Origin of the sequence: Curtobacterium sp. PhB137, from assembly GCF_003814955.1 — a bacterium.
Taxonomy (GTDB): domain Bacteria; phylum Actinomycetota; class Actinomycetes; order Actinomycetales; family Microbacteriaceae; genus Curtobacterium.
Genome location: NZ_RKQO01000005.1, coordinates 166,176 through 179,735 on the forward strand (window position 1 = coordinate 166,176; position 13,560 = coordinate 179,735).

Sequence of the window (13,560 nt, forward strand, 5' to 3'; positions counted from 1 at the left end):
CTCAGGTGAACCGGATCGGGGTGCCGACGGGCAGGGCGGCGAGGGTGCGGGTCATCTCCGCCGAGATCCGCACGCACCCGTGCGAACTGCCGGTCGGGTCGGGGTAGTAGTGCAGCGCCGTCAGTGCCGCGTTGCCGCCGTACGACGGGATCCGCGACGAGTGCGCCCCGGTCAGGATGATCGGGTTGCCCTGCGTGTAGGTCACGCGGGTGTCCACGTACGCCGCTTCGACGTAGGTGGCGGTGTCGGACGGTGTGGGGTCCTCGGTGGTGCCGAGCCGGGCCGCCTCGGTCGCGGTGACCTGGCCGCTCCGGGTGACGACGGAGACCGTGCTCCGGGCGACGTCGACGCGGATCATCCGGTCGGTGTCGGCGACCGTGAAGTCGGCGGCCCGTGCCCAGGCGAACGTGGCGCTCGGCGCCTCCGGGTCGCCGCCGACGCCCGGGGTGCGGTTCCGGGCCGGGGTCGAGACGAGGAGCATGCCGCCGTCGACGCCGGGCGACCGGCCCCAGACAGCGGTGGCGGCGGGCAGGTCGATCGTTGACACCAGGTGCGACAGCGTGGCCACCGGGCGGGCGCGGCTGGACGGGCTGGCGTACAGGGCCACGAGGTCGTGCCGCGGGGTGGCGATCTGCCAGGTGTCCGCGGGGCGGACGTCCCGGCCGTCGAGCAGTTCGGGGACGACGCCGTCGTGGAACGCCGACGGCAGGGCGGCGAGGGTGGCGGCCGACGGCGCTCGGGGGACGGCCGCGAGCGTCGGGGTGGGGGTCGGCGTCGGCGTCGCGGTCGGGGTGGCCCGTGCGACGTGGGTCGGGTCGGTGTCCGGACGGTCGGCTGTCACCCCGACGACGACGGCGGCCGCGACGGCGAGCGCCGCTGCACCCCCGACCACGGCGATCCAGCCCCTGCGTCGCATCGGCATCCCCCTGTGCTCCTGGTCCAGCGTGCGCTCGTCGTCTGGGTGTGTGCTCCTGGTGTCGTCAGCGTTCGGTGACCCGGCCGGCGTCGACGTGCCACTGCCGGTCGAGGCGGACGGTCTCCAGCATGCGCCGGTCGTGCGTGACGAGCAGCAGGGTGCCGTCGTACGACTCCAGCGCCTGTTCGAGCTGCTCGATGGCCACCAGGTCGAGGTGGTTCGTCGGTTCGTCGAGCACGAGCACGTTCACCCCGCGGGCCTGCAGCAGCGCCAGTCCGGCGCGGGTCCGTTCGCCGGGGGAGAGCGCCGACGCGGGCCGTCCGACGTGGTCGGCCTTCAACCCGAACTTCGCGAGCAGCGTCCGGACGTCGGCAGTGGTGTACTCGGGCACGATCGCCTCGAACGCCGCGGCGAGCGACTGGTCGCCGGTGAAGGCCGCACGGGCCTGGTCGACCTCGCCGACGGCGACGCTCGACCCGAGCGAGGCGGTGCCGGTCGTCGGCGCCTGCTTGCCGAGCAGTGCCCGGAGCAGCGTTGACTTGCCGGCGCCGTTCGGTCCGGTGATGCCGATGCGGTCGCCGCCGTCGACCTGCAACGACACCGGGCCGAGCGTGAAGTCGCCCTGCGTGAAGGTGGCGTCGGACAGGGTGGCCACGACGGCCGAGGACCGGGGCGCGCTGCCGATCGTGAACTCGAGCTGCCACTCCTTGCGGGGTTCCTCGACCTCGTCGAGCCGCGCGATGCGGGACTCCATCTGGCGGACCTTCTGCGCCTGCTTCTCGCTCGACTCCGAGGCGGCCTTGCGCCGGATCTTGTCGTTGTCCGGGGCCTTCTTCATGGCGTTGCGCACGCCCTGGCTCGACCACTCGCGCTGTGTGCGGGCGCGGGAGACCAGGTCGGCCTTGGTGGAGGCGTAGTCCTCGTACGCGTCGCGCTTGTGCTGCCGGGCGATCTCGCGCTCCTCGAGGAACGAGTCGTAGCCGCCGCCGAACAGCCGGTTGGACGACTGCGCCAGGTCGAGCTCGAGCACGCTCGTCACCGACCGTGCCAGGAACTCCCGGTCGTGGCTGACGAGCACGACCCCGCCGCGGAGGCCCCGGACGAACCCCTCGAGCCGGTCCAGCCCGTCGAGGTCGAGGTCGTTGGTGGGCTCGTCGAGCAGGACGATGTCGAACCGCGACAGCAGGAGCGCCGCCAGCCCGACCCGAGCGGCCTGCCCACCGGACAGCGCGGTCATGAGCGAGTCCGGCCCGACGCCGTCGTCATCGGTTCCGGTCTCGAGGCCGAGGTCGGCCAGGACGGCGGGGATCCTGTCCTCCAGATCAGCGGCGCCCGCGGCGAGCCAGCGGTCGAGCGCCGTCGAGTAGCGGTCCGCGGCAGCGTCGCCGGCGTCCGGGTCGCCGAGCGCGGCAGCCGCGGCGTCCATGGCCTCGGTCGCCTCGGCCGAGCCGGTCCGTCGGGCGATGTACGCGGCGACGGTCTCGCCCGTGATCCGCTCGTGCTCCTGGGGGAGCCAGCCGACGAACGCGTCGGTCGGCGCGAGCGACACCGTGCCCGCCAGGGGCTCGTCGACACCTGCCAGCAGTCGGAGCAGGGTGGACTTGCCGGCACCGTTCACGCCGACGACGCCGATCACGTCGCCCGGTGCCACCGTGAGGTCGAGGGAGTCGAACAGCGTGCGAGCGGCGTACCCGCCGGACAGGCCCTTGGCGACGAGCGTGGCGGTCATGCGCCAATCGTCCCACGCGGCGGCGCGCGCACGGCACCGCCCTCGGAGCGCCCGGTGCTCCGGGTGCAGCACACTGGACGGATGGCATCCTGCGTCTTCTGCGCGATCATCGCCGGCGACGAACCGGCCGTGTGGGTCGAGCGCGAGGACCACGCCGTCGCGTTCGCGCCGCTGCCCGGGTCCGCGCTCGCACCCGGGCACACCCTCGTCGCACCGGTCGAGCACGCCGACGACCTGCTCGGTGCCGCCCCGGTGGCACTGGCCGCCACCGTCGCGCTCGCGCAGCGTGTCGCACGGGCGATGCGGGGCGCACTCGGCGCCACCGGCACCGTCGTGCTGCAGGCCTCCGGCGCCGATGCCGGGCAGAGCGTGCGGCACCTGCACTTCCACGTCGTGCCGTGCTGGCCGGACGACGGCACGACGCACTGGCCGGAGCCGCCCTCGGCACACGTCGTCGACGGTGACCCGCACGCACTCCTCGCCGAGATGTTCGAGTAGCCGATCCCGGGCAGCGGTGCGCGGAACGGAGTGGAGTGGGCGCTGCACCGTCACCCGTCCCACCGACACCTCCAGGAGCACACCATGACCACGAAGATCACCCTGATCATCGACAACCCGGCCGACCCGTCGGCGTTCGAGCAGTCCTACGTGGAGCTCGAGGCACTCGCCGCGAAGCTGCCCGGCCTGCAGCGGCTCGAGGCGGCGAAGGTCTGGCCGAAGGAGGACGGCACGCCCACACCGGCGCACCGCACCCTCGACCTGTACTTCGCCTCGTACGGGGATGCCTCCGACGCGGTGGCGACCACCGAGGCCGGGGCGTTCTTCCAGCAGCTCGGCGGCACCGGCGCCACGTTCACCGGCCTGTTCTCCGACATCGAGCACGAGTAGCACCGAGCCGGGCCGGGCCTGGCCGGGCGCCGGGCCCGGGTCTCGGGCTCAGCGACATTCCTCGGGCCCCACGCCGCGAAGAGTGTCGCTCAGCGCGAATCTCGGCCCGGCAGGCCCGGCAGGCCCGGCACCGGCAGGGGCGCCAACAGCCCCGCGCCGACGGGCAGCACACCCGCGCGGTACTCGAGCACGTCGGCATCGCCGACGGTCACCGTCGCCGTGCCGAAGCGCCATGCCCGGTTGAACAGGTACACCCCGATCACGGTCCGGCCGTCGTCGGCCACGGCCCACGTGCCGGTGCCCCACTGCGCCGGGTGCCCGACCCCGTCGATCGTGACGGTCGGGCGGGCGAACCAGGTGAGCAGGGGGCGAGCGAGCCGGAGCTCGATCCGGCGCTTCGTCGTGCCGGAGGGGAGAGTCGTGTCCACCTCCGCAGGATACGTGGACTCCGCACCTGTGCCCGCCGCACCCCCGCACCCGTAGCGTGGCCGCCATGACCACCACCGTCCTCGTCGCCGGCGCCACTGGAGACCTCGGCGGACGCATCGTCCGCGAGCTCCTGCAGCACGACACCCGCGTCCGCGTCCTCACCCGCCCGTCCAGCACCGGCGCCCAGCGGCAGTTCGCCGACGACGACCGCATCGACGTCGTCACCGCGGACTACACGGACGCACCGGCGCTGGTCACGGCGCTCGCCGGGGTCGACGTCGTCGTGTCCACGGTCAGCGGCACCCGCGCCGTGATCGTGGACGCCCAGCGCGCCCTGCTCGACGCCGCGGTCCAGGCCGGCGTCCCGCGGTTCATCCCCTCGGACTACGCCGCCGACTACCGTTCGATCACGCCCGGCTCGAACCGGAACTTCGAGCTCCGCCGCGAGTTCGCCGCCGCCCTCGACGCTGCGCCGATCCGTGCGACCTCGGTGCTGAACGGGGCGTTCACGGACATGCTCACCGGTCAGGCGCCGCTGATCCTGTTCGACCGCCAGCGGGTGCTCTACTGGTCGTCGGCCGACCAGGTCCTCGACTTCACCACGAAGGACGACGTCGCGCGCGTGACGGCGCTCGTCGCAGTCGACGCGGACGCACCCCGTGTGGTCGAGGTCGCCGGTGACCGCGTGACGGCACGGTCGATCGCCGACACGATGTCCCGACTGACCGGCACCCCGTTCCGGCTGCAGTGGGCGGGGACGACCGGCACGCTGTCGGCGATGGCACGGATCGGCCGTCGGCTGTCGAAGGACGACGCCGAACCGTTCCCGGCCTGGCAGGGCATGCAGTACTTCGTGAGCATGTTCAGCGGCGAGGCGGAGCTCCACCACGTCGACGACGACCGCTTCGGTCCGCACGGGTGGACGAGCGTCCGCGACGTGCTCGCCGCCCACCTGGGCGTCTGATGGTCTGACCGGGAGGCCCGCCCCGCGTCGCGCAGGACGGCCGGCGGTCCGCCGCCGTGGCCGTCACGGGCACGCGCCGGCCGGGTCCTGCGCTGACGGTCAGGCGCCGCGGACGGCCCTGACGATCTCCTGCCGTGCTGCTCGTCCGCTGCGCGTCGGCAGCAGGGGGAACACGTGCAGGGCGCCGGGGCGCTCGCGCAGCGTGACGCCCACGCCCGCGGCCCGGGCGGCCGCGACGAGCAGGTGCGCGTCGGGGTTCAGCACGTCGTGGGTCCCGGTGTGGAGGAGCATCGGGCCGAGGCCGTGGAACGAACCGGCCAGGGGACTGACGACCGGGTCGTCGATCGACAGGCCGTCGGCCCACAGGTGACCGAGGACACGGCCCCCGTCGCGACCGAGCCACGGGTCGCTCGGTTGGACCTGGGGGATGCGCGGGTTCGAGAAGCCGAGGTCGAGCGCCGGTGACACCAGGACGGTCCGGAGCGTCCGGACGCCCTGGTCGCGCAAGGTCTGGGCGACGGAGAGCGCGATCTGCCCACCGGCGGAGTCGCCGGCGAGCTGCACCCGTCCGCGCCGGTCGATGACGCGGCGTGCGACGTCGAGGACCAGGTCGTGCGCCTGCCGTGCGTTGCCGTCCGGCAGGAGTCGGTAGATCGGGACGGTCACGGTGGCGCGCGCCTCGGCGGCGAGCTGGGCGATGAGCGCCCAGTGCTGCGGGGCGATCTCGTGGACCCACCCGCCGCCGTGCACGTACACGACGTCGCGGAGCGGTGGCTGGCGGCTCGGCGTCACGGTGTACACCGGGGTGCCGCCCTGCCGGTGGACGTCGACGCGCACGTCGGGCCGGAGGCGCTTCGGTGGTCCGAACGGCTCGGGGCGGAGGGCCTGTCGGCGGACCGCTCGGTGCGCTCCCGCTTCGGTGATGAACGGCGCGTTCGCGTGCGTGGCCCGCAGGAACAGCGGGACCGCGGCTTCGGGGACGATCACGCTGTACCTCCTGTGTCGTCGGTGTCGTCGGCACCGTCGGGCTCGCGCGCCGGCTCGCTGAGTCCGAGGAGTGCGCCCCGCACCGCGGCGACGCGGATGGTCGCGGCGTCGTCGTAGAGCACCGTCTGGCTGACCGCGCCGACGTGCGCGGCGACGACCGCCCGGGTGAAGACGTCCGGGGCGACGGTCAGTCGCCGGCCCTGTGCCGTGACCGACTCGACGAGCAGCGGTTCGAGTGCCGCGTGGAAGGCGTCGGTGTGCGCTCGGAGCAGTGCCCGGAGCTCGGGTTCGTGTCGCGCCCGGGACAGCAGGACCGAGCGGATCGCGTACCACTTGCCCTCGGGGGGCAGGCCGCCGAGGACCCCGGAGACGATCGCGTCGACGGACTGCGGGTCGGTCGTGCCGAGCGCGGCCCGGAAGCCGTCCTCGAGCCGCTCGACGACCACGGCTTCCTGCGCTTCGTACACCGCGAAGAAGAGCTCGTCGGTCGTCGCGAAGTTCGAGTAGAAGGCGCCGCGCGTGAACCCCGCACGCGCGACGATCGCCTCGACGCTGGCCGAGGCCGAGCCGGTCTCGTCGAACAGCGCCTCGGCCGCGCGGACGAGCTCCGCGCGGGTGCTGCTGCGCCGCCGGGTGGGGCGGGCGGGTGCGGCGGTGTCGTCGCTCACTCGTGGGGACATCGGCTCATCCTAGGAGGCGTCGTCCGACCGGCGCGGGTCGGCCAGGTAGTCGTGCACGGACCGCACCGGCGCGAGCGTCAGGTCGGTCAGGACGTGCGAGGCGCTGATGACCTCGAGCACCGGCAGGTCGGCCATCGGCGCGAGGGCGTGCTCGAACAGCTGCAGGCGGGCGGGCCCGGTCCAGGCCCCCTTCACGACGATGTCGGTGATCTCGGTCCGCACGAGATCGGCGGCGCGCAGCCCCAGGGTCGTCACGTCGGGGACGAGCTTCACCATCCAGGTCGGCACCGTGATCTGCGCCGCGGCCTCGACCGGGTCCATCGGTTCCCACTGGTACGCCATGGTCGCCGTCGCCACGCGCTCGGCACCGCGGTCGAGCGTGCCGACGAGGGCGCCCTGGTCGACGCGCAACCCCGGGGTCCCGAGCACCTTCGGGTAGGCGCTCAGTTCGCGACCGGCGAGCGTCGCCGCGGAGTTGTCGAGGTACATGGCGTGCAGGTACTCGCCGACCTCGCCGTCGTGGGTGACCTGGATCGCCTGACCGGACTCGACGTAGGGGCCGTAGCCGTCGACGTCACCCATCTTCATGACCTCGAACCGGACCAGCGGCGCGTCGACCTGCAGCGGCTCCGGCACGACGGCGCGGAGGGCGTCGGGGTCGGTCCGGTACACGACGTTGAAGTACTCGCGATCGGTGAAGCGCGTCGGGCGCAGCGGGTAGACCGGCCCGGTGAGGGGGGTGGTGGCGTGGCGGAGGACGTCCGAGGCCTGCATGGGAACTCCTTGTCGAGTTGCGATACGTTCCGTACTGAGTACGTTGTGTATCGAACGTACACCCGAGAACGAAGGACACCATGGGCTTCTCCCTGCCGACCGACATCCGCAACCGACCCGTCACCGTGATCGGCGGTGGGACCCTCGGTCGTCGCATCGCCCTGGTGTTCGCCAGCGCCGGCGGCGAGTCCCGCGTGTACGACCTCGCCGAGCCGGTCCGCACGGCCGCCGTCGAGTACGTCGAGCGCGAGCTCCCGGCGCTCGCCGCGGCGCGGGACGGGGGCGCGGTCGGCACCGTCCGCGCGTTCGACGACCTGGACGAGGCCGTCGCCGGTGCGTGGCTCGTCGTCGAGGCGATCCCGGAGCGCCTCGACCTCAAGACGACGGTGTTCGGGCAGCTCGACCGCGCCGTCGGGGCGGACACGATCCTGGCGAGCAACTCGTCGTCGTACGCGAGCCGACTCGTGATCGACGAGGTCGAGCACCCCGAGCGCGTGCTGAACATGCACTTCTACATGCCGCCTACGCAGAACGCCGTCGACCTGATGAGCGACGGGGAGACCGACCTCGCGGTCATCGACCTGCTGCTCGAGGTCCTGCCGACCTACGGCGTCCGGCCGTTCGTCGCCCGCAAGGAGTCGACCGGGTTCATCTTCAACCGCATCTGGGCGGCCATCAAGCGCGAGTCCCTGGCCGTCGTCGCCGACGGGGTCTCCACGCCGGAGGACGTCGACGCCATGTTCGCGGTGAACACCGGTTCGCCCGCGGGGCCGTTCCGGATGATGGACCAGGTGGGGCTCGACGTCGTCCTGGACATCGAGGAGCACTATGCGGCGGAGGACCCGCACCTGCCCGAGGGCCCACGGCAGCTGCTCCGGCAGTACGTCGACGCGGTGCACCTGGGCGTGAAGACCGGCCGCGGCTTCTACGCGTACGACCAGCACTGACGTACGACCAGCACTGACGCACGACCGGCACCGTCGCCGCCTAGGCTCGGGAACCGTGTTCGAACTCCACCACCTCGCCGCGCAGGAACTCTGGGACTGGATCCGCCGGGGGGAGGCGACCGCGCTCGAGGTGACGGAGCACTACCTCGCCCGCATCGAGCGCCTCGACCCGGCCCTCGGTGCGTTCGTGACGGTCACGGCGGACGCCGCGCGCACGAGAGCCGACCGTCTCGGGCACCTGGTGCCGACGTCCAGACCGTTGTGGGGCCTCCCGTCCGCCGACAAGGACCTGTACGACCGCGCCGGGGTCCCCACGCGCTCCGGCACCGCGAGTCTGCCGGAGCGCCCTGCCGGGGCCGACCACCCGCTCGTCGCGGCGCTCGACGCCGCCGGCACGGTGAGCCTCGGCAAGACGGCGTCGCCGGAGTTCGGGATGTCCTCGTCGTCGGAGACGCGGTTCGGCGTGACGCGGAACCCCTACGACACGACCCGCGCGCCCGGGGGGTCGTCGAGCGGAGCGGCGGTCGCTGTGGCGGCCGGGCTGCTTCCTGCGGCCGTCGGGTCCGACGGCGGGGGATCGGTCCGGATCCCGGCCGCCGCGACCGGACTCGTCGGCCTGAAGCCGAGCCGCGGGCGGGTGCCGGCGATGCCCGGTCGCTCCGGTGTCGGCGGGCTCTCCGTCGCCGGGCCGCTGACCCGGTCCGTCGCGGACGCAGGGATGCTGCTCGACGCCCTCGTCGCGCCGACCGGCCTGCCGGAACCGTCGCCGTACGCCCTGGTCACGCCGTCCCGCGGTGACGGTCCGTTCACCGCGGCGGCCGTCCGCGGTGAGGGACGCTTCGTCGTCGGGCTGCTCGACGGTTCACCGTGGGACGACACCGTCGACGTCGTGGTCGACCCCGCGGCGCGCGCCGCCGTCGAGACCGCTGTGCGGGTGCTCGGCGAACTGGGGCACGGCGTCGAGGACGTGCAGATGCCGCAGGCGCCGTACGCCGACGCGTTCCGGGTGGCGTGGGAGAGCTCCGCGGCGCGGCTGCCGATGGTCCCCGGCATCGACCTGACCGCGCTCACGCCGCTGGTGGCGTGGCTCGTGGAGCGAGGACGGCGGCTCACCGGCACGCAGGTGCTCGACGCGATGACGGCGCTCGACACGTTCTCGGCGACGCTGATCGGTGCGTTCGACCGGTTCGACGCCGTCCTGTCACCGACCCTCGCACTGACCCCGCGGCCGCTCGGCTGGTACGGCGACGACCCGGATGAGGACTTCCGCCGCCAGTGCGCGTACTCGCCGTGGACCTCGATGGCGAACGTCGCCGGGTTGCCGGCGATCACCCTGCCGGTCTGGGTCACCGCCGACGACCACCCGGACGGCGGCGGCCTGCCGATGGGCGTCCAGTTGATCGGGCGACCCGGGGGCGAGCGGGTGCTGCTCGCGATCGGGGCCCAGCTCGAGCGGCGGCTGCGGTGGCAGCGGCGGCACCCGGCTGCCTGGACCGCCTGACCGCGTGGGGGAGACCGATGCGGAACGACACCATCGTCGTCGTACGACGTCGATGATGTCGATCCGAGTCGGCCAGACCCGCCGCCGCCCGGGCTAGCTCTGCTTCTCGATCGCCTCGGAGTACTCGCGGCGCATCTTGTCCCCGGCGGCCGACACCCACGTCGCCCGTGCGGCCTTCACCTTCGCAAGGTTCGTCCGCCCGAGCACGTAGTCGTTGCACACGCTGTTGAACGCGGTGCTCGCCGACGCCGTCGCCGCGGCCGAGGGGGAGTAGAAGCCGTCCACCGGGTTCTTCACGAGCATGTCCTGCGTCTTGGTCTGGTACTGGTGCGACTGCCGCAGCTGCTCGTCGATGCGGACCGCGGTGTTCAGCACCTGCGGGCCGGCGCCGAGTCGGTACAGCGCGCTGGCGTTGATGGTCTGCTCGCCGGCCTTCGTCAGCGTCGCGTCCGGGCCGCTGCCGGTGTGGTGGACGCCCTTCTCGCCGTGGGTCAGCGTGAACGCCTCCTTCGACCCGAACGGTGCGGAGAGGTAGTCGATGAGCCGGAGCTGGGCCCTGATGCGTTCGGGCGTCGTCTTCTTCAGGGCGGCGAACGAGAAGCTCGACGTGCCCTGGTAGTTCGCACCGGGGCCACCCGTCGCTCCGAAGGGCACGATGCCGCCCGTGACGATCCCCTTCGGCATCGACACGTCGAGCAGTGCGGAGATGCCGTCGAGGTGCATGAGCACGGTGCCGTTGTTGATGTACGTCTTCGCCTTCGCGCTCTCGAGGCTCGGGGTGTCCGGGTGGAAGACGCCGAGGTTCCAGAGCTTCTTGACGTAGGCGAGGGTCTCGAGCCACGCGTCGGTCTCGTTCTTGTGGGTGAGTTCGCCGCCCTTCGACATCGCCCACTGGTTCGGCACGCCGAAGGTGGCACCGATGAAGTCGTACGCCCAGTCGACGCCGCTCGCCCCGCCCTGGCCGGCGATCGCGTACCGGCCGGCCTTGGCGTCGGTGACGGCCGTGCACAGCTCGGTGAACTCGTCCTTGTCCTTCGGGGCCGGTGCTGCGCCCGTCAGCTGCTCGATGAGGTCGGGGCGGCAGATCATCACCGACCCGAACGGCGGCCGGTGCTCGGGGACGCCGTAGATCTTCCCGTTGATGCGGGCGCTCCGCCACGACGCGGTGGGGATGTTCGCCAGGTTCGGGTAGTCCGTGACGGCGTCGCCGGAGAGGTGCTCCGACAGGTCCGCGAACTTCGCGTCGAGCAGCTGCGGGAACCGTGGTGGCATCGCGAACGTCAGGAACTCGACGATGCCCGGGATGTCGTTGCCGGCGGTCATCGTCGCGAACTTCGCGGCGAACGAGTCGCCGGGCACGAACGTCAGGTCGTACTCGGTGTCCGTCAGGCCGCCGACGTAGTCGAGGAACGAGTTCTGCGCCGGCGGCGGCGCCGCGTAGGTCACGACGAACCCGGTGGTCTTCTCGCCGTCGCCGACCTTGCCGGTGACCGAGGTGAAGAGCTCGCTGTCCTGCGGGTACGAGTAGTACACGGGCTGGACGACGCCGTTGCCGGGCAGGTCGGGCTTCGGCCCCTTGGTGATGGGGACGTAGGTCGGCAGCGCGGCCACCTGGTCCGAGATGGTCGCGGCGTTGCCGCCGGTGGAGCACCCGGTCAGGCTGCCGGCAGCGCCGAGGGCGACGAGGCCGAAGGCGGCGCCGGAGATGAGGGTCCGGCGGCTGAGGCCGCCGGTCGTGGTGTCGGTCATGGCTTCTCCCTTGAAGCGTCGGGTGGCAGTGAGGTGGTGGGGCCGTGTCAGCCCTTGACGGCGCCCGTCAGGACGCCCTTGGTGAGGTGGCGCTGCACCAGGGGGTAGGCGGCGAGGATCGGGATGATCGCGATCATCACGACGGCCATCTGGATCGACTCCGCCGGCGGCTGCATCGAGGCGTCGGACCCGGCACCGGACACCAGGCTGGAGCCCTGCAGGACGTAGGTGCGCAGCACCAGCTGCAGCGTCCACTTCGTCGAGTCCGACAGGTAGAGCAGTGCGTTGAAGAACGCGTTCCAGTAGCCGACGGCGTAGAACAGGCCGACGACGGCGATCACCGCGCGGGACAGCGGCAGGACGAGCTGCCACAGGATGCGGAACTCGCCGGCGCCGTCGATCTTCGCGCTGTCGATGAGCTCCTGCGGGATGCTCATCATGAAGCCGCGGACGACCACCATGTTGAACACGCTGAACGCGCTCGGCAGGATCAGCGCCCAGTAGTTGTCGAGGAGTCCGAGCTGCTTCACCATCAGGTACAGCGGGATCATCCCCGGCGCGAACAGGAACGTGATGAGCACGAAGGTCAGCAGCGGCCGCTGGAACAGCGAGCCCTGTCGGCTGAGCGCCCACGCGGCGAGCACCGTCGACGCCAGGCTGATGACGGTGCCCACGACCGTGACGAGCAGCGTGACCACCACGGCGCGGGTGACGACCCCGCCGGACAGGATCTGCACGTACGCGGACAGGTCGAACGACCGCGGCCACACGACGTAGCCGCCGGCAGCGGTGACGTCCGCCTGGCTCGACACGCTCGTCGAGAAGACGATGAGGAACGGGAACAGCACGACGGCGAGGATCAGGACGATCGCGACGGCCTTGAGTGCGAGGACGACGGGTGTGGGTTTTCCGGCCCAGACCGGACGGGCGATGGTGCTCATGACCGTGAATACACTCCCTGCTCACCGAGCATGTGGGCGGCCTTGTTCGCCGCCATGATGAGGACGAACCCGACCAGGCCCTTGACCAGACCGACCGCGATGCCCGTGGACCAGTTCCCGTCGACGACGCCGTGGTAGTAGACGTAGGTGTCGAGGACCTCGGCGGCATCGGCCCCCACGGCGTTCCGTTGCAGGATGATCTGCTCGAACCCGACGGACAGGGCCTCGCCGAGCCGCAGGATCAGCAGGAGCACGATGATGGGACGGATGCCCGGCAGCGTGACGTGCCAGAACCGGCTCCACGCTCCCGACCCGTCGATCGCGGCCGCCTCGTACAGGTTGTCGTCGATCGCCGCGAGCGCCGCCAGGAAGATGATCGTGCCCCAGCCGGCGTCCTTCCAGATCACCTGCGACGTCAGCAACAGCTTGAACGTCTCCGGGTCGCTCATGATCCCGATCGTCCCCATGTCGAGCTGCCGCAGCGTGTGGTTCACCACACCGCCGGACCCCAGCGACTGCTGGAAGAAGCCCACGACGATCACCCACGACAGGAAGTGCGGCAGGTAGAGCACCGACTGCACCGTCGCCCGGAGCCACGGCCACACCAGCGAGTGGATGAGGATGGCCAGCGCGATCGGCACCGGGAAGAACAGGATGAGCTGCAGGAACGTGATCTCCAGCGTGTTCACCGTCGCCCGCCAGAACTCCGGGTCGGCGAACATCAGCTGGAAGTTCGTGAACCCGACCCACGGGCTCTGGGCGATCGGGATGTACGGCTGGTAGTCCATGAACGCGATGACGTTGCCGATCATCGGCACGTACACGAACAGCAGCAGCAGGACCACCGCCGGCGCCACCATGAGCAGCAGCGGGTAGTCGCGCCGCAGCCGAGCGAGGAACGGGACCTTCCGCGGGGCCGGGGCGCCACCGGACCGGGTGGTCCGTGGCTCGGTGGTCGGATCGACCAGCGTCGCGCTCATGTGGCTCCTTTGCTCACGTGGCTGGGGTTTCGTCATCCTGTGGCGTCCGTATGATGACGGTCAAGCCGCGGTATT

The 13,560-nt window shown here is 71.8% G+C and carries 14 protein-coding genes; 5 read left to right on the top strand and 9 right to left on the bottom strand.

Translation table 11 applies throughout. The features are described from left to right. Window position 1: 1 nt before the first annotated feature. Window positions 2–916 (bottom strand): L,D-transpeptidase, encoded by a 915-nt coding sequence (locus tag EDF28_RS19200; protein ID WP_185094175.1) that lies wholly within the window; start codon window positions 914–916, stop codon window positions 2–4. A gap of 64 nt (window positions 917–980) precedes the next feature. Further along, entirely contained in the window at window positions 981–2,645 is a 1,665-nt protein-coding gene (locus tag EDF28_RS07435; RefSeq protein ID WP_123937736.1) for an ABC-F family ATP-binding cassette domain-containing protein, read from the bottom strand. A gap of 81 nt (window positions 2,646–2,726) precedes the next feature. On the opposite strand from EDF28_RS07435, the gene EDF28_RS07440 reads away from it, so the two are divergent. Both EDF28_RS07440 and EDF28_RS07445 read left to right on the top strand, forming a co-directional pair. Continuing rightward, the gene (locus EDF28_RS07440; RefSeq protein WP_123937737.1) at window positions 2,727–3,143 is read left to right on the top strand and encodes an HIT family protein; all 417 of its coding nucleotides are present in this window, start codon (window positions 2,727–2,729) and stop codon (window positions 3,141–3,143) included. 84 nt (window positions 3,144–3,227) lie between these two features. Continuing rightward, on the top strand, window positions 3,228–3,533 hold the full coding sequence (locus EDF28_RS07445; protein ID WP_123937738.1) for an EthD family reductase: 306 nt from the start codon (window positions 3,228–3,230) through the stop codon (window positions 3,531–3,533). Between the two features lie 89 nt (window positions 3,534–3,622). Here the strand turns inward: EDF28_RS07445 and EDF28_RS07450 are convergent, their stop codons facing one another. Beyond that, window positions 3,623–3,961, bottom strand: a complete 339-nt coding sequence (locus tag EDF28_RS07450; protein WP_185094176.1) for a hypothetical protein — start codon at window positions 3,959–3,961, stop codon at window positions 3,623–3,625. Window positions 3,962–4,026: 65 nt separating this feature from the next. On the opposite strand from EDF28_RS07450, the gene EDF28_RS07455 reads away from it, so the two are divergent. After that, complete coding sequence (locus tag EDF28_RS07455; RefSeq protein WP_123937739.1) at window positions 4,027–4,926, top strand: NmrA family NAD(P)-binding protein; 900 nt, start codon at window positions 4,027–4,029, stop codon at window positions 4,924–4,926. 99 nt (window positions 4,927–5,025) lie between these two features. Here the strand turns inward: EDF28_RS07455 and EDF28_RS07460 are convergent, their stop codons facing one another. The 3 genes from EDF28_RS07460 to EDF28_RS07470 are packed head-to-tail and all read right to left on the bottom strand — an operon-like array spanning window position 5,026 to window position 7,367. Beyond that, on the bottom strand, window positions 5,026–5,913 hold the full coding sequence (locus EDF28_RS07460; protein ID WP_123937740.1) for an alpha/beta hydrolase fold domain-containing protein: 888 nt from the start codon (window positions 5,911–5,913) through the stop codon (window positions 5,026–5,028). Beyond that, window positions 5,910–6,593: a TetR/AcrR family transcriptional regulator gene (locus tag EDF28_RS19535; protein WP_123937741.1), complete on the bottom strand. Its 684-nt coding sequence runs from the start codon at window positions 6,591–6,593 to the stop codon at window positions 5,910–5,912. The genes EDF28_RS07460 and EDF28_RS19535 overlap by 4 nt, the downstream gene beginning before the upstream one ends. A 9-nt stretch (window positions 6,594–6,602) precedes the next feature. Next, window positions 6,603–7,367: an acetoacetate decarboxylase gene (locus EDF28_RS07470; protein ID WP_123294243.1), complete on the bottom strand. Its 765-nt coding sequence runs from the start codon at window positions 7,365–7,367 to the stop codon at window positions 6,603–6,605. Window positions 7,368–7,447: 80 nt separating this feature from the next. On the opposite strand from EDF28_RS07470, the gene EDF28_RS07475 reads away from it, so the two are divergent. Together EDF28_RS07475 and EDF28_RS07480 are read left to right on the top strand one after the other, a co-directional pair. Next, the gene (locus tag EDF28_RS07475) at window positions 7,448–8,314 is read left to right on the top strand and encodes a 3-hydroxyacyl-CoA dehydrogenase family protein (protein WP_123937742.1); all 867 of its coding nucleotides are present in this window, start codon (window positions 7,448–7,450) and stop codon (window positions 8,312–8,314) included. 55 nt (window positions 8,315–8,369) lie between these two features. Continuing rightward, entirely contained in the window at window positions 8,370–9,815 is a 1,446-nt protein-coding gene (locus EDF28_RS07480; RefSeq protein WP_123937743.1) for an amidase, read from the top strand. 93 nt (window positions 9,816–9,908) lie between these two features. Here EDF28_RS07480 and EDF28_RS07485 read toward each other — a convergent pair whose 3' ends face one another. From EDF28_RS07485 to EDF28_RS07495, 3 genes are read right to left on the bottom strand one after another with little or no spacing between them, the layout of a single operon-like run. Further along, the gene (locus EDF28_RS07485) at window positions 9,909–11,564 is read right to left on the bottom strand and encodes an extracellular solute-binding protein (protein WP_123937744.1); all 1,656 of its coding nucleotides are present in this window, start codon (window positions 11,562–11,564) and stop codon (window positions 9,909–9,911) included. Between the two features lie 47 nt (window positions 11,565–11,611). Beyond that, on the bottom strand, window positions 11,612–12,505 hold the full coding sequence (locus EDF28_RS07490) for a carbohydrate ABC transporter permease (protein ID WP_123294247.1): 894 nt from the start codon (window positions 12,503–12,505) through the stop codon (window positions 11,612–11,614). Next, window positions 12,502–13,485 carry a sugar ABC transporter permease gene (locus EDF28_RS07495; protein WP_123294248.1) on the bottom strand — a complete coding sequence of 328 codons (984 nt, stop codon included), beginning with the start codon at window positions 13,483–13,485 and terminating at the stop codon, window positions 12,502–12,504. The genes EDF28_RS07490 and EDF28_RS07495 overlap by 4 nt, the downstream gene beginning before the upstream one ends. Window positions 13,486–13,560 lie beyond the last annotated feature (75 nt).

What these genes read in the sequence shown, in the direction of transcription:
- EDF28_RS19200 (WP_185094175.1), bottom strand. Translation starts at nt 916, where the DNA reads ATGCGACGCAGGGGCTGGATCGCCGTGGTCGGGGGTGCAGCGGCGCTC.
- EDF28_RS07435 (WP_123937736.1), bottom strand. Translation starts at nt 2,645, where the DNA reads ATGACCGCCACGCTCGTCGCCAAGGGCCTGTCCGGCGGGTACGCCGCT.
- EDF28_RS07440 (WP_123937737.1), top strand. Translation starts at nt 2,727, where the DNA reads ATGGCATCCTGCGTCTTCTGCGCGATCATCGCCGGCGACGAACCGGCC.
- EDF28_RS07445 (WP_123937738.1), top strand. Translation starts at nt 3,228, where the DNA reads ATGACCACGAAGATCACCCTGATCATCGACAACCCGGCCGACCCGTCG.
- EDF28_RS07455 (WP_123937739.1), top strand. Translation starts at nt 4,027, where the DNA reads ATGACCACCACCGTCCTCGTCGCCGGCGCCACTGGAGACCTCGGCGGA.
- EDF28_RS19535 (WP_123937741.1), bottom strand. Translation starts at nt 6,593, where the DNA reads ATGTCCCCACGAGTGAGCGACGACACCGCCGCACCCGCCCGCCCCACC.
- EDF28_RS07470 (WP_123294243.1), bottom strand. Translation starts at nt 7,367, where the DNA reads ATGCAGGCCTCGGACGTCCTCCGCCACGCCACCACCCCCCTCACCGGG.
- EDF28_RS07475 (WP_123937742.1), top strand. Translation starts at nt 7,448, where the DNA reads ATGGGCTTCTCCCTGCCGACCGACATCCGCAACCGACCCGTCACCGTG.
- EDF28_RS07485 (WP_123937744.1), bottom strand. Translation starts at nt 11,564, where the DNA reads ATGACCGACACCACGACCGGCGGCCTCAGCCGCCGGACCCTCATCTCC.
- EDF28_RS07490 (WP_123294247.1), bottom strand. Translation starts at nt 12,505, where the DNA reads ATGAGCACCATCGCCCGTCCGGTCTGGGCCGGAAAACCCACACCCGTC.
- EDF28_RS07495 (WP_123294248.1), bottom strand. Translation starts at nt 13,485, where the DNA reads ATGAGCGCGACGCTGGTCGATCCGACCACCGAGCCACGGACCACCCGG.